Consider the following 13,805-nt stretch of genomic DNA (forward strand, 5'->3'; position numbering starts at 1 on the left):
GGAGGTGTCGCGGATGGTGCGTCTGACCCGCGAGCGTGCCGCCACGGCTGAGCACAGCGGCACCGCGGAGTCCCACACCACCAGCGCGGTCCCGCAGCCTCCGACACCGTCTGCGGGATCCATCGCCGACGCGTTGGGCGCATTCGCCCGGACCTGGCTCGAACGAATGCCCCTGGCCGACGGCACCCCCTCCTTCGGCCGGGTGCATCTCCGCTCGCCGGCCGGGGTTCTCGACGACGAACCGATCCGCGACGCGTTCGGACAGGTGACCCACCTCGAGGCTCTGCTGCTGGCACTCGCGCTCGAGTCGCACGCGCCCGCCGACGCCCCGTCCGTGCGTCAAGTCCGGCGGGCCCAGCTGGTCCTGAGGCTGCTGGGGGCCCGGGTGCCTCGGCGGATCCGGCGCTCGGCTTCGGTGACCCCTTCGACATCGTTCAGGCCTGCGCGCATCTGGGCGGGCTCACCCTCGCCGACACCTGGAACCCTTGGGGCCGCGCCATGACCCAGCCTGTTTCGTCCCACGCGACCAGCACCGACCTCCTGGTGCTTCACACCCTCCGCTGCATCGGCTTCTCCGGCCTCTCCGGGGTGGCCAGGGCGTCGGGACTCCCCGAGTCCGACGTCGAATCGGAACTGATCGACCTCGCCGTGGCCGGACTCGTCACCCATGCTGCGGGCGACTTCGGCGGATGGGGCCTTACGGAGGAGGGTCGAGCCGCGGACGCCGAGCGGATCGCCGACGAGTTGGAGGAAGCCGGAGCCCGGGCCCGACTGACCGCGGCGTTCGACCGGTTCCTGGTGCTCAACCCCGAGCTGCTGGATCTCTGCACGGCGTGGCAGACCCGCACCGTAGGCGGCTCCATGACGATGAACGACCACAGCGACCCCTCCTACGACGCCCGGGTGCTCGACCGGTTCACGGAGTTCCACCAGCGTGCCGAGCCCCTCTGCGCCGAGCTGTCCGCGGCGCTGCTCCGCTTCCGGCGCTACCCCGTCCGGCTCGCCGACGCGCTCGCCCGGGCGAGGGCCGGCGCTCTGGAGTACGTGACGGACAGCACGTCCTCGTATCACACCGTGTGGTTCCAGCTGCACGAGGACCTGCTGGCCACCCTCGGTATCCCGCGCCATTGAATCCCCCGCCCGCCACCCCGCGCACGGCGCAGGACCCGCAGCCGAATCAGCAAGGGCGACGCAGAGATGACCACGCGATGACCTGGATTCACCCCATTTCGGCTGAGGTCGAGGAGACGGCGGAAGTCCTCGGCGGCAAGGCACTCGGTCTCGTCGTGCTCCGCCGTCTGGGACTGCCCGTGCCGCCGGGCTTCGTCATCAGCACGGAGGCGTGCCGCGCCTTCCTCCGCACCGGACGGCTGCCCAGCGGCCTTGACACCGAACTGGCGGCCGCCGTCGCCGGCCTCGAAGCCGCCACGCACCGCAGGCTCGGCGGTCCACGGCGGCCGCTTGCGGTGTCCGTCCGCTCCGGCGGCAGCGTTTCGATGCCCGGCATGATGAGCACCGTCCTCAACCTCGGGCTCACCACCGAGGCGACCACCACCCTGGCCGACGAGACGGGCGACCTGCGGTTCGCACTCGACTCGCGGCTGAGGTTTCTGACCGGCTTCGCCTCCGAGGTCGCCGGCGTGGGCCCGGAGAGCCTGGCGGCCATCGACCGTGCGCTCGCCGGACAGGACACCGACACGAGCCGCCTCGCCGAGGCGATCCGGGACGTCGAGCAGCTCATCGCAGAACGCAGCGGCGACAGCGTGCCCGAGAACGCCACCCGCCAGTTGGAGCTCGCTGTCGAGGCCGTGTTCTCGTCGTGGAACACACCGCGCGCGAAGACCTACCGCGAACTGCACGGCATCCCGCACGACCTCGGCACCGCCGTGACCGTACAGGCGATGGTGTTCGGCAATCGTGACCAACGCAGCGGAACGGGCGTCGCGTTCAGCCGTGATCCCAACACCGGCGAGCATGTCCCCTTCGGTGAGGCCCTGTTCGGCCGACAAGGCGAAGACGTCGTCTCGGGATCGTCACTGACCGAGCCCCTGAGCGAACTGGCCGACCGGGAACCCGAGGTGTGGACCCGCCTGCTGTCCGCCCTGACCCGGCTCGAGGAGAACTACCGCGACGCGTGCTACGTCGAGTTCACCTTCGAGGCGGGCGAACTGTGGATCCTGCAGGTCCGCCGGGGGCGGTTCGTCGGGCGCGCCGCAGTCCGGGTCGCGGTCGACCTGGCCGACGCGGGAACGATCGGGCGCGACGAGGCGCTGCTCCGCGTTTCACCGCAGCACCTCACCCACATACGTACGCCTCGGATCACGGCGATCGAACCCCGCGACCTGTTCACCCGAGGGCTGGGCGCCTCCCCGGGAGTCGCTGTCGGCCAGGTGGCGACCACCGCCGACAGCGCGGCCCGGCTCGCCGCGGGAGGGCCGGTCGTCCTGCTGCGCCCCGAAACCTCCCCGCTCGACATGCACGGCCTGGCCGCCGCCGCCGGGGTGGTCACCGCTCGCGGCGGCCCGACGAGTCATGCGGCCGTGGTAGCGCGGTCGATGGGGAAACCCGCCGTCGTGGGGGCCGCGAACCTCACCGTCGACGCCGCCGACGGCTGCGTCCGGGCAGGCGGACGCACCCTGCCCGAAGGCACCCTCATCGCCGTTGACGGAACGGGCGGAGAGGTCGTCGTCGGCGAGCCCCGCATCGCCGCGTCCTCGACCGATCCACAGCTGCACCGGCTGCTGAGCTGGGCCGACGACGTCGCGGGCGACAGGACCACGGGCCGCAGCGAATCCGAACGCCTCACCTCGGCACAGGCCGCCCTCCGGCGGACCGGCGACGGACCGGAGAGCTGACGGCGTTCATGCGGGGCGCGCGAGACTCGGTCGGCGTGAACCCTTGAACCGGCGGGCCGGCGCGAGCGCCTTCTCAAGTTCGGGCCGTACCTTGATCCGGGTGCTGATCTGCTCGGAGAAATCCTTGTGGCACTCCGCCCACCGAAGGGCTGCGAGCTGACTCGCCAGCTCCTGCCGGGCGGTCGACGTCCTCGCGTACCCGATCCGGATCGGCCGCTCGGTGCATGGTGCGGGCACGACGGCGAGCGCGCGGGGGCGGGACGGCTCCCATGGCCCGCCGCCGTCCTCTGCGGCCGCCCGGGCCCAGAACTCGTTGAACTCGACGAGGTCGAGGCTGCCGGGCGGGCCGTCGGGAACCAGGAGGCCGAGGTAGTCGTCGAAGTCGCCGTAGCCGAACCGCTCGACCAGTTCCTTGTAGTCTCTGGGCAACGCTGTCCCGAGCCGGGACTCGACTGTCGCCCAGTCGACAGCGGCGTCGCCCCGCTCCCGTGTCCATCCGGTGACGGCGACGACCTGGTCCACCCAGGGACATCCCCTCCGTCGGCCCGTCCCGCTGCTCCTTCGGTACGGCTTTCGCCACCGGCTGCTGCTGCGATGTGTCGACCTGCGCGCCCGGCTGTCGAGGTACCGCCTCCGCGTCGGGCTGCTGCTGTACAGCCTGCCCGGCCACCAGCACCACCCTCGTCCGGTTCGTAACTGCGCGGGGCACCAAGGCCGCGTGTACTGATCAACTCCAGTAAGCTGACCGTGTTTTAGGAAGTGGCAAGGCCGCGAGTCGACTGCGTGCGATAGCGGGAAGCACCCGATGTAGCCGACGTTCGCAGTCTTCAACGGAGCTCTGATGAACTTGTCCATTTGCGTTCAGCAGGCTCCGCCCCCGTCCTGCGATCGTTTCCGGGGGCTGGAGTTGCGCGAGGGCCGGCCGGGCGACCGTCGCCGCCTGTGGGGATCGCGGCGCTGGGGCCTTGGCCGGCTCGGGCGATTCACCGGACCTCGCCTCGGCATGGCAGTCGTTTGTCTGCGGTGGCACTTCTCCGCCGCACGAACGGTCCATGCACTGCTCACTTGCCACATTGTTTCTCCTGTCCGCCAGCTCTCCGGAGACCGCGCGCACCCCCCTACGGGGGAGTGAACCGCTGCGCTGTTCTTCGAAGGCTCGATCGACCTCTAGGACCACCCTCCGTGACCTTGTCCTCAAAAATCGCCGTTGCCCTTGGCGTCTTGTCTCTCCTCCTAGCAGTCTGGGCGCTGCTCCTGGCACGCTCGCGCCGCAAACACGTACGACAGGGGCGAGAGTTGTCCGCGGAGGCGCAGGCCGCCAATTCCCGTGCGCAGGCTGCCGAGGGTCGCGCCCGAACCGAGGTGCAGAACAGGCAGGCCGCAGAGTCCCGCACGACGGAGCTCAATACCCGCGAGGCGGAGCTTCTCGACGAAGTGCGTCACCTCGTCTCCGATCGGCTTCCCGCTCTCGCACTGCACCTGATCAGCTCTCATCACCCCGTCCCCGGACTCCTGCACAAGCACCTCGCGGGGTCCGAGGCTGCACAGCTCCTCGACGCCCTGCCCGAAGCGGTTTCTGGCATCGTCCTCAAGGAAAGGCGCCGCATCGACGCCGCTGCCCGGGCTGCCCTGCGTGGCGCAACTCAGGAGTCCCAGGCCCTCTCCTACCGGTTGCAGACGAATATCGTGGGTCTACAGCACGAGTTCAGCGCGCCGCCCCGTCTGACGCAGAGTCTGCTTGAGTCCGACCACATCAATGAGCAGAACCTGCGCCTCACGCAGAGATCCGCCATCGTGTGCGGAGGCTGGCCGGGTCACGTCCGCAAGGACACCTATGTGAGCGAGGTCGTCAGTGGCGCCTCCTCCCGGCTGCGCGGCTTCGACCGCATCAACATCGTTTCTCGGCTGGGCCTTTCCAACATCGGCGTGGTCGGGCGTGCGGCCGAGCCCGTTGCCGTGGTCTGCGCCGAGCTGATGGCCAACGCGCTGGAGCACTCCCGTGACGACCTCATGGTGGACGTCGGCTTGATCCAGACCGGCAACGGCAGTGTGTGCATCACGATCGACGACGCCGGCAAGGGCATGACCTCAGAAGCGCTCGCCCGCGGCCGAAGTCTGATATCGGGTGAACAGCAGGAGGTGATGCTCCTCGAGCTCGGCGACCCGCCGTCCATGGGCTTCGCCGCCATCGGCCGTCTCGTCGCCGACTACGGCCTCCATGTCTCCATCGACACTTCCTCTCCCTATGGCGGGGTGCGCGCTGTGGTGTCCGTTCCCGAGAACTTGTTGACCTCGATCGACGAATACGCCACACCTCCGTCGGTCATGGCTCCCCAACCTGCCGTGGCGCCACAGGCCCACAAGCGGCCCGCCGCTGCCGACTCGCCCGCGCACTCGCCCGCGCCGACCGGCGCGGCCGCGCTGCCGCAGCGCCGCCGCCGTTTCTCGGCGACAGCCACCAATGATGAGGCCGCCGCAGCGCCCCGCCCCTTGAACCCGGAAGACACCGGTGCCATGTGGAGCGATTTCCAAAGTGGCCTCACCAGCGACCGGTCCGTCACCGATTCGGAGTCAACACTGTGACCATGTCTGAAGCCCACGAAGAGACCGGCCCGTCCGCCTGGGTCCTGAAGCCCATCACCGAAATCCGTGGTGTCCGGCACGCCCTGACCATGACTCTCGACGGGATGGTCCAGGCCATCTCCGAGGATCTCACCAAGGACGAGGCAGACGGCATCGGTGCGATGACCGCAGCGCTGCACTCCGCCTCCCGCGCCGCCACCAACGCCGTTCTGGGAGCCCCTCGAAGCACTCCGCTCAAGACCGTCACCTCGCACAACGACCGGGGCATCTACATGGTCATGCCGGTCGGCGAGGGAACCAACACCCTGATCGCGGCGGCGGGCGACGAGGACATGCCCATGGGAGTGGTCGCGGCCACCATGGCCCGCCAGGCAATGAAACTCGGGGAACAGATAATGTCCGTTCCCGCCCGTACCGGCGACGGGGCGTCATGAGCCGGGGCCAGGAACAGCGACGGCTGCTGCCGGCCTACCTCGCGACCGGGACCAGCCCCGGCGCCGGCCTCTCGGGCACCCTCGATTCGCTGGCCGCTCTGCGTGCCAGTGGTCTGCCCCTCGCGAGGTACCACACAGCGGTGCACCAGCGCGTGATCGAGCTCCTCACCGACGGATCGCTCAGCGTCGTCGAACTGGCCGGCTACCTCGGCCTCCCGGTCAGCGTGACTCTGGTGCTCGCCGAACAACTTGTCAGTGACGGTCAGTTAAAGGCCACCGTCCCGCTTCCGGACGCCCTCCGCGCGTCGAACGATGGCCGACCGTCGAAAGAAGTCCTGGAGGAGGTTCTGAGTGGACTCCACGCTCTCCTTGCCGCCTAGCTCGCCCCCCGTCTACCTGCCCGAGGGGGAACACCGAAGGATCAAGATCCTCGTTGCCGGCCCGCTCGGTATCGGCAAGACGACCGTGGTCAAGTCGCTGTCGCAGATTCCGACACTGCACACCGACGAGGTCATGACGAACGCGGCGGTCGCTACCGATGACCTCAGCCACGATGTCCTGCGCGACAAAACCACCACCACGGTCGCCATCGACTTCGGCCGTCTGACGCTGCCAGGCGACAAGATCGTTCTGTACCTGTACGGAACTCCGGGGCAGCGCCGCTTCCTTCCGCTGTGGGAAGGCATCGCGTTCGGAGCACTCGGTGCCCTCATCCTGGTCGACACCCGGCGGCTCAAGGACTCCTGGGAAGTGATGGAACTCATCGAGGAGCGCGGTTTGCCGTACGCCGTCGCTGTCAATGTCTTCCCTGACTCACCCAAGTACGACTTGGCGCTCATCCGTTCGAAGCTCGACCTCGCCCCGGAGACACCACTGGTCACCTGTGACGCACGAGAGAAGAACAGCGGCCTGCACGCCCTCGCCCAACTGACCGCCCATTCCATATCCGTTGCCGGAGTCAAAACCTCGTGACGCTCACACCAGCCGAAGCCCCCGTGTCCCTGCACGGGGCCGAACACGCCGCGAACCCGCAGCGCAGCTATGAACTGCTGCGCAGACAGGGACCGGTCGGCGTAGCCGAGGTGGCCCCCGGTGTCGTGGTCAACCTGGTCACCGACTACCGGGCCGCCCTCGACCTCCTCCAGGACACCGATACGTGGACCAAGGACACCCGGAGCTGGCTGCCGCAGGTGCCGGAGGACAGCCCGATCCGGCCCCTGGTGGAGTGGCGGCCGAGTCTGTTCTTCGCCGACGGCGAGGCACACGCGCACCTGCGACGTGTGATCACGGACAGCTTCGGTCTCCTGGATCCCCATGATGTGCGCACCCTGACATTCCGCTTCGCCGACACGCTGCTCCAGGAATTCGCCGATACCGGGACGGTCGACCTCGTCCGCCAGTACGCGCAGCAGCTGCCCCTGATGGTCTTCAACGCTCTGTTCGGCATGCCGGACGAGGAGGGCCGGCGGCTTGTGTGGGCGCTCGGGGCGATGATGGACAGCGATCCGGAGACGCAAGCAGCGGGCGGGCAGTCGTTCGGCGCCTACCTCGAAACGCTCTACGCGACCAAGGCGGCACAGCGCGGCCACGATCTGACCTCCTGGTTCATCGATCATCCCAATGGGCTGAGCCAGGAAGAGGCCGTCAACCAGATCCTCATCACCCTCGGGGCCGGGAACGAGCCGCTGGGCAACCTCATCGCCAACACGCTCGTCCGCATGCTCAGCGACGACCGCTATTTCGGCACCCTGACCACCGGGAGCCTGCCCATCCAGAACGCCATCGACGACGCGCTGTGGCACGACGCGCCGCTGGCCAACTACAGCGTCCACTTCCCCAAGAAGGACGTGACCTTCCACGGCGCTCGCATCCCCGCGGGCTCGCCCGTCATGGTGTCGTACGCAGCCGCCAACACCTGTCCCCACTCGGGCATTCCGGCGGACGGCTACCGCTCCGGGAACAAGGCCCACCTGGCCTTCGCCGCAGGTCCCCATACATGTCCTGCCCGTGACGTCGCCACACTGATCGCCACGGCCGCCATCGAGAGGCTCCTGACCTATCTGCCGGACATCGAACTGGACGTTCCCGCCGGCAGGCTGACCTACCGCCCCGGGGCTGTCCACCGGACGCTCACCACGCTCCCGGCCCGATTCACCCCGCTGACCCCCGACGCCGAGGGGGCCACCCCCTGGAGCCGGAGCCCCTCCCGCCCCGAGCGGGACACGCCGTCGGCCTCGACGTCAGGCAGGTCTGAGGCGTAGAAGCCGAATCACCTGCCGTCGATCGTCGCGTCGCGGTGGTGCCGCCCGGGAGCCGGCCGGCACCACCGCGACAGCCTTAGGAAGGAGACGCGGGTCCGTTGGCCCCGTCCTCTGCAAGAACGGAACCGCAACGACGGTTCTCGAACGAAAGAGGATCAACCGCCGGTGACACAAGCCCTTCCCACAAAACTGCCCGACCTCTCTTCCCTACGACAGAAGGTGGGCGCGGCTCTGACCGGATTCCTGGACACCAAGGAACGTGCTGCGCCAGGAATCGAGCTGCTCCACCTGACCACCGCCCTGCGCGGACTTCTGACCGGCGGAAAACGACTTCGGTCCCTGCTGTGTCTGTACGGATGGCAAGCCGCCGGAGCAACAGGCGACATGACTGCTGCCGTTCGCGCTGCCGCCAGTCTCGAACTCTTCCAGGTGTTCGCCCTGGTACACGACGACGTGATGGATGACAGCGATATCCGCCGCGGCCGGCCGTCCGCCCACCGTGCACTGGCCACCGCGTATACCGACAGCGGCGGCCCCGGCAGCAGGGCCCAGGCGCATGGTCTGGGCGCGGCCGTCCTTCTCGGAGACCTGGCCCTGGTGTGGTCCGATGAACTTCTCCGCACAGCGGACCTCAGCCCGGGGCGGCTGGCACAGGTGCTGCCCCTGGTGGCCGAAATGCGGAGCGAGGTCATGTACGGCCAGCTCCTGGACTTGCAGACCACCGGCCGTCTTACCGGCGACGTGGATACGGCACTGCACGTCATTCGATACAAGACGGCCAAATACACCATAGAACGGCCCCTGCACATAGGGGCGGCTGTGGCCGGAGCCACCCCACCCGTACTCGATGCATGCACCGCCTTCGGCATACCACTAGGAGAAGCGTTTCAGCTGCGGGACGACCTGCTCGGGGTCTTCGGCGATCCCGCCAAGACAGGCAAACCAATACTGGACGACCTGCGCGAGGGCAAGGCCACCGTCCTGATGGCACTCGCGGTCCAGCGAGCCTCCACGGCCGAACTGAAAACACTGCGCGAACTCGTCGGCCGAAGCGACCTCAACGAGGAACATGCCGCCGCGGTCCGCACGATCCTGAACTCCACCGGCGCCCGGCAGACCGTGGAGGAAATGATCACCACGCGACGGGCGGCCGCCCTCGCCGCCCTGGACAACGCCCCCTTCCCGGGAAGTACCACAGCCTCCCTGCGCCGGCTCGCCCTGGACGCAACGGCCAGGCAGGCATAAGGCATCGCCGCACTCCGCTAGTCAGAACCCCGAGGAGGAAGTCGCCCCATGAGCATCAGCACACCCATCGGCACGTCCTACACCGAGCGAGCGACCAGCCTGGTCGCGAGGGCAGACCAGGACCGATGGGGAAGCGTCCGTCCTTCCCTGTACGAGACGGCCCGCGTCCTCTCGGCGGCACCGTGGTTGCCCGGGGAGCCACAGCGGATCACGTACCTGCTGGAACAGCAGGCACCCGACGGCAGTTGGGGGGAGGGACCGCTGCCCTACCGGCTCCTGCCGACACTCAGCGGCGTGGAGGCCGCACTGGCGGTCCTGCGAAGGGGCACCGCGTCCGCAGAGGGTACCGGCCGGCTCACGACCGCGGTGAACAGGGGCCTCGACGTACTGCGATCACTGCCACCGGTGGGCCCGTGGCCGGACACGGCTGCAGCGGAAATACTCGTACCCAGCCTGATAGCCAAGATCAACGAGAAGTTGGGCTCCCCGGCCACCGGCGAGGACATGCCAAGCTTCGGTGGCCGTCGGCTCGCGGTTCCGGGCGGCTTTCATGAGTCGGCACCTGCTTCCGTGGCCAGACGGTACGAGTCGGCGGGCAGCCTGCCCATCAAGTTTCACCACACGTTCGAAGGCATAGACAGCTACATACCGCCGGCTCTCGTCCCTGACGTCGAAGGCCTGCTGGGCAGCTCGCCGGCCGCCACCGCGGCGCGGGCAATGCGGTCACCTGATACTACCGCTAAGGCCGTCGCCGATCTCACAGCAGTGGCGCAGCGCTACGGCGGTCTCTTCCCTGAGGCCGCGCCCCTCCGCGTGGTCGAACGGCTATGGGTCGCCGCCGCGCTGGCGCGCGCCCACCTGCCCGTTGCCGCTCTTCCCACTGTCCGCGGGTGGGCCGAGGAGATCTACGACTCTCAGGGTGTGCGCGGTGCGCCCGGCCTCATGACCGATGCCGACGACACCGCCATGGCGGTGCTGGTTGCCTCGCTCGTCGGCCTGCCGTACGACCCGGCACCGCTGGACCTGTTCCACAACGGCAGCCACTACGACTGCTACATCGGCGAGGACACCGGATCGGTCACCGCGAACGCCCACGCCCTCCAGGCCCTGGTGAGCTACCTGCGGCGCTGCCCGACGGCAGAGCATACGTACGGCCCCCGAGCGGCGAAGCTGTGCGACTGGCTGACCGGCCAGCAGCGGCCCGAAGGGCACTGGACCGACAAGTGGCACGCCTCCCCCTACTACGCCACCGCGCGGAGCGTCACCGCGCTCGCACAGTACGGCGGCCACCAAGCGTCCAGGGCCGTCCGGAGGGCCGCCGCGTGGACCACTGAGACTCAGCGCGCCGACGGCTCCTGGGGTGTGTGGGGCAGCACCGTCGAAGAGACCGCATACGCCGTCAAAATCCTGCTGAGCGCCGCCACCCCCACACCGCAGCCACAGCACACCCGGGCCCTGGACCTCGCCGAGACATACCTGCGCACCGCCTCGCACCCCAGCCACCAGCACCCCGCCCTGTGGCACGACAAAACCCTGTACGCGCCCACCGCAGTGATCGAAGCGGAGGTGCTCGCTGCGCGGGAGTTGCTGCGGGCACGTCGCGCAGCCGCATGTACAGAAGCAGATGTGGAAAGGACGGACGCGTGACTGCCGACATAGATGTGACTGCCGACATGGACGTTCCGCCGACCGCTCCGGGGCGGCTGCCGCTCATCGGACACGTTGTACCCCTGATCAAGGACCGCCTGGAGTTCGTCGAACGCCTGCGCACGTACGGGCCGATCGTCCGTATGTCGGTCGGCCCCAAGAAGGTGACCGTGGTCAACTCGCATGAGCTGATCCACGAGATGCTCACCAGCAAGTCCGGCTCCTTCTCCAAGGGGTTGCTGGGCGAGAAGCTCAAGCTTTTCGGTCAGTCGGCCCTGCCGGTCGCGGAAGGCGAGCCCCACCTGCGTCGGCGCCGCCTGCTCCAGCCCGCCTTCCACCGCGAGCGGATCAGCGGGTACGTCAACACGATGCGGGAAACGGTGGAGCCGTCCATCACGGGCTGGCGTGAGGGGGAACTGCTCGACCTGAAGACCGAAATGGGGCTCATGGCCCAGGACGTGGCCATGTCGGTGCTGTGCTCCTTCCGCGCGGAACAAGAGCGGGCGCGCGCGATCCTCGACGCCGTCGACACAGTCTTCACGGCCGCCATCTGGCGCACCATGGTGCCCGTGTCCTCGCTGGAACGGCTCCCCACCCGCAGCAACCGGCGGCTCAAGGCCGCCCGCAGCCTGCTGCGCAGCGAGGTGGCGGACATCATCGCGGAGCGCCGGGCGGCCCCCGACGCCCATGACGACCTCGTGACGCTGCTCCTGGAGGCCCGGGACGAAACCGGTGCGCCACTGCCCGACAACGAGATCCTGTCGGAGATCATCGGGCTGCTGGCCGCAGGCTCCGAGACGACGGGAGTCATGCTGGCCTGGCTGTTCCACGAGCTGGGCCGCGACCCCGAGCTGGAGCGCAGGCTGCACGAGGAGGTCGACTCCGTGGTCGGAGAGGGCCCGATCACCGCCGAGCACGTCCCCCAACTCTCCTTCACCCGCAGACTGGTCAGTGAGACCCTCCGCCTGCACCACGCCGGCTGGCTGGTGACCCGGCAGGCCACCAAGCCCGTACGCCTCGGGCAGGTCAGCCTGCCGGCGGGGGAGCAAGTGCTATGGAGTCCCTACGCACTGCACCGGGACCCGGCCCTGTACCCCGACCCGCTGCGCTTCGACCCCGACCGCTGGCTGCCGGAGCGCCCCCAGCCGCCGAGGGGAGCCTTCATCCCCTTCGGGTCAGGAAAGCGCATGTGCATCGGCGACGCGTTCGCCTGGACGGAGGGGATCGTCATCACGGCGTTCATCGCGTCCCGCTGGCGGCTGCGGCCCGTTCCCGGCGCCACCGTGAAGCCGATCGGGCTGCTCACCGTGCACCCGTCGGACCCCCGTATGGTCGCCGAGACCAGGCAGCGGGCCGTCGCGAGGACAGCCGTATGAGCCACACCCGCAGCTCGGACGCGCGTACCCTGCCGATGCCCGACCTCCGAGGCTCTTTCCCCGGCCCCTTCGCCACCAGCCCGTATGCCGACGCCATCGAGGAGCAGACCGCCCACTGGCTCCGGGCCTTCCCCTTGATCGGTTCACCCGGCGAGGCGAAGGCCCTCTGCAACATCACGGCCCACGGGGTGGCTCGTGTGTTGCCCGCGGCGGACCGGGACGGCGTGTTCCTGTGCGCCGATCTCTTTCTGTGGCTCACCGCGTTCGACGACGTACACGGCGAGGCCGAAGGAGGCCGTGACACCGCCCGTCTGGTCCGCCGCATCAGTCACTGTGTCCATCTGCTGGCCGGCCACGACGAGCCGGCGGCCGATGACGACGCCTACATCGCCGCCCTGCGGGACCTTCTGCACCGGTTCCGGGAACGGGCCACGCCCGCGCAGTACCTGCGGCTCACCGCACACCTGCGGGACAACCTCTTCGGCATCCTCTGGGAGGCCCATCACCTCGACAGACCCGACCAGGTCACCCTGAGCGACTATTGCGCGATGCGCCCCCACACGGTCTTCGTCCGGACCGTCATGGCGACCGCGGAAGTCGCGCTCGGATACGAACTGACAGAGGATCAGCGAACCTCGACAGCGGTGCGGGAACTAGAGAAGGCCGTTGCCGACCTTGCCGGGTGGATCAACGACCTTGCCTCGTACGCGAAGGAGACGGATCGCGGTGGCCCGACTCCTCCGAGCCTGCCAACACTGCTGATCCGACACCGCGAGTGCGACCTCGAAGAGGCGTTCCGCCTGGCCTCCCGCATGTGTGAAGGCCAAGCCTCCACCGCACGCCTTCGCATCACCGAACTCGCCGCCAACAGCGGGAACGCCCTCGCGGATCACGCTCGCGCCATGGAGGCCGTCGCAGCCTCCTACGTGTGGCACATAGGACACGCCCGCTACGACTCCTTCGGCGAGGTCGGTGCCATGCAGTAGGTCGTCAAGGTCGTGGTGTTGATGCCAACGGGGGCGCTGTCCCTCGGTGCGGTGGAGCCAGGTGTGGAACTTGCGGTTTGGCTCGGGCCTCGCTCGTCAGCCCTGCCGACCGTTCGTCAACCACCTGGTTCGTCCTCACTTCTCTATACGCCTACCGCGCCGTCGGGACACCGACGGCGCGCTTCTCAGGGACGGCACCTCTGTGATGACCGGTGCCGGTATCGATGACGAAGCCGCCGCGGGCACGAGCGTCGACCCGCCGTGCCGCAGCGTGGTCGGGTGGCCGACTCGCCCGGCCCCTGGCCATCCTTCAGCAGCTGGTTGATGATGGCCAGTTCGTCCAGCAGCTCGTCGCGGCGTGCTCGCAGGTCGGCGTGCGGTACGGGCGGCCGGGGTTCTCCGGTTCGACGAGGGTCAT

The 13,805-nt window shown here is 68.7% G+C and carries 13 protein-coding genes; 12 read left to right on the forward strand and 1 reads right to left on the reverse strand.

The window, feature by feature from the left end:
* The first annotated feature begins 13 nt into the window (after positions 1 to 13).
* The 3 genes from BT364_RS13500 to BT364_RS13510 all read left to right on the forward strand — a co-directional run bounded on the left by BT364_RS13500 (position 14) and on the right by BT364_RS13510 (position 2,855).
* Positions 14 to 502, forward strand: a complete 489-nt coding sequence (locus BT364_RS13500; RefSeq protein ID WP_072485394.1) for a hypothetical protein — start codon at positions 14 to 16, stop codon at positions 500 to 502.
* On the forward strand, positions 499 to 1,131 hold the full coding sequence (locus tag BT364_RS13505; protein ID WP_072485395.1) for a transcriptional regulator: 633 nt from the start codon (positions 499 to 501) through the stop codon (positions 1,129 to 1,131). The genes BT364_RS13500 and BT364_RS13505 overlap by 4 nt, the downstream gene beginning before the upstream one ends.
* Before the next feature lie 77 nt (positions 1,132 to 1,208).
* On the forward strand, positions 1,209 to 2,855 hold the full coding sequence (locus BT364_RS13510) for a pyruvate, phosphate dikinase (RefSeq protein ID WP_072485396.1): 1,647 nt from the start codon (positions 1,209 to 1,211) through the stop codon (positions 2,853 to 2,855).
* 6 nt (positions 2,856 to 2,861) lie between these two features.
* Here BT364_RS13510 and BT364_RS39115 read toward each other — a convergent pair whose 3' ends face one another.
* Positions 2,862 to 3,377, reverse strand: a complete 516-nt coding sequence (locus BT364_RS39115; protein ID WP_256259747.1) for a recombinase family protein — start codon at positions 3,375 to 3,377, stop codon at positions 2,862 to 2,864.
* Between the two features lie 774 nt (positions 3,378 to 4,151).
* Here BT364_RS39115 and BT364_RS13520 point away from each other — a divergent pair.
* The 9 genes from BT364_RS13520 to BT364_RS13560 all read left to right on the forward strand — a co-directional run bounded on the left by BT364_RS13520 (position 4,152) and on the right by BT364_RS13560 (position 13,387).
* Positions 4,152 to 5,438 (forward strand): ATP-binding protein, encoded by a 1,287-nt coding sequence (locus BT364_RS13520; protein ID WP_072485397.1) that lies wholly within the window; start codon positions 4,152 to 4,154, stop codon positions 5,436 to 5,438.
* A gap of 2 nt (positions 5,439 to 5,440) precedes the next feature.
* The gene (locus BT364_RS13525; RefSeq protein ID WP_072485398.1) at positions 5,441 to 5,872 is read left to right on the forward strand and encodes a roadblock/LC7 domain-containing protein; all 432 of its coding nucleotides are present in this window, start codon (positions 5,441 to 5,443) and stop codon (positions 5,870 to 5,872) included.
* Positions 5,869 to 6,252: a DUF742 domain-containing protein gene (locus BT364_RS13530; protein ID WP_072485399.1), complete on the forward strand. Its 384-nt coding sequence runs from the start codon at positions 5,869 to 5,871 to the stop codon at positions 6,250 to 6,252. The genes BT364_RS13525 and BT364_RS13530 overlap by 4 nt, the downstream gene beginning before the upstream one ends.
* The gene (locus tag BT364_RS13535; RefSeq protein ID WP_371268588.1) at positions 6,224 to 6,844 is read left to right on the forward strand and encodes a GTP-binding protein; all 621 of its coding nucleotides are present in this window, start codon (positions 6,224 to 6,226) and stop codon (positions 6,842 to 6,844) included. Before BT364_RS13530 ends, BT364_RS13535 begins: the two co-directional genes overlap by 29 nt.
* The gene (locus tag BT364_RS13540) at positions 6,841 to 8,133 is read left to right on the forward strand and encodes a cytochrome P450 family protein (protein WP_072485400.1); all 1,293 of its coding nucleotides are present in this window, start codon (positions 6,841 to 6,843) and stop codon (positions 8,131 to 8,133) included. The genes BT364_RS13535 and BT364_RS13540 overlap by 4 nt, the downstream gene beginning before the upstream one ends.
* A gap of 219 nt (positions 8,134 to 8,352) precedes the next feature.
* Positions 8,353 to 9,378, forward strand: a complete 1,026-nt coding sequence (locus tag BT364_RS13545; RefSeq protein WP_256259772.1) for a polyprenyl synthetase family protein — start codon at positions 8,353 to 8,355, stop codon at positions 9,376 to 9,378.
* Between the two features lie 48 nt (positions 9,379 to 9,426).
* Positions 9,427 to 11,025 carry a prenyltransferase/squalene oxidase repeat-containing protein gene (locus tag BT364_RS13550; protein ID WP_079179448.1) on the forward strand — a complete coding sequence of 533 codons (1,599 nt, stop codon included), beginning with the start codon at positions 9,427 to 9,429 and terminating at the stop codon, positions 11,023 to 11,025.
* Entirely contained in the window at positions 11,022 to 12,401 is a 1,380-nt protein-coding gene (locus BT364_RS13555; protein WP_177328117.1) for a cytochrome P450, read from the forward strand. Before BT364_RS13550 ends, BT364_RS13555 begins: the two co-directional genes overlap by 4 nt.
* Positions 12,398 to 13,387 (forward strand): terpene synthase family protein, encoded by a 990-nt coding sequence (locus BT364_RS13560; protein ID WP_072485402.1) that lies wholly within the window; start codon positions 12,398 to 12,400, stop codon positions 13,385 to 13,387. The genes BT364_RS13555 and BT364_RS13560 overlap by 4 nt, the downstream gene beginning before the upstream one ends.
* Positions 13,388 to 13,805: the final 418 nt, after the last annotated feature.

This window comes from Streptomyces atratus, assembly GCF_900119365.1.
In the GTDB taxonomy this organism is placed as follows: domain Bacteria; phylum Actinomycetota; class Actinomycetes; order Streptomycetales; family Streptomycetaceae; genus Streptomyces; species Streptomyces atratus_B.

Excerpts from the sequence above, each read along its gene's own strand:
- BT364_RS13560 (WP_072485402.1), top strand. The coding sequence starts at position 12,398 with ATGAGCCACACCCGCAGCTCGGACGCGCGTACCCTGCCGATGCCCGAC.
- BT364_RS13530 (WP_072485399.1), top strand. The coding sequence starts at position 5,869 with ATGAGCCGGGGCCAGGAACAGCGACGGCTGCTGCCGGCCTACCTCGCG.
- BT364_RS13505 (WP_072485395.1), top strand. The coding sequence starts at position 499 with ATGACCCAGCCTGTTTCGTCCCACGCGACCAGCACCGACCTCCTGGTG.
- BT364_RS13510 (WP_072485396.1), top strand. The coding sequence starts at position 1,209 with ATGACCTGGATTCACCCCATTTCGGCTGAGGTCGAGGAGACGGCGGAA.
- BT364_RS13525 (WP_072485398.1), top strand. The coding sequence starts at position 5,441 with ATGTCTGAAGCCCACGAAGAGACCGGCCCGTCCGCCTGGGTCCTGAAG.
- BT364_RS13550 (WP_079179448.1), top strand. The coding sequence starts at position 9,427 with ATGAGCATCAGCACACCCATCGGCACGTCCTACACCGAGCGAGCGACC.
- BT364_RS13500 (WP_072485394.1), top strand. The coding sequence starts at position 14 with ATGGTGCGTCTGACCCGCGAGCGTGCCGCCACGGCTGAGCACAGCGGC.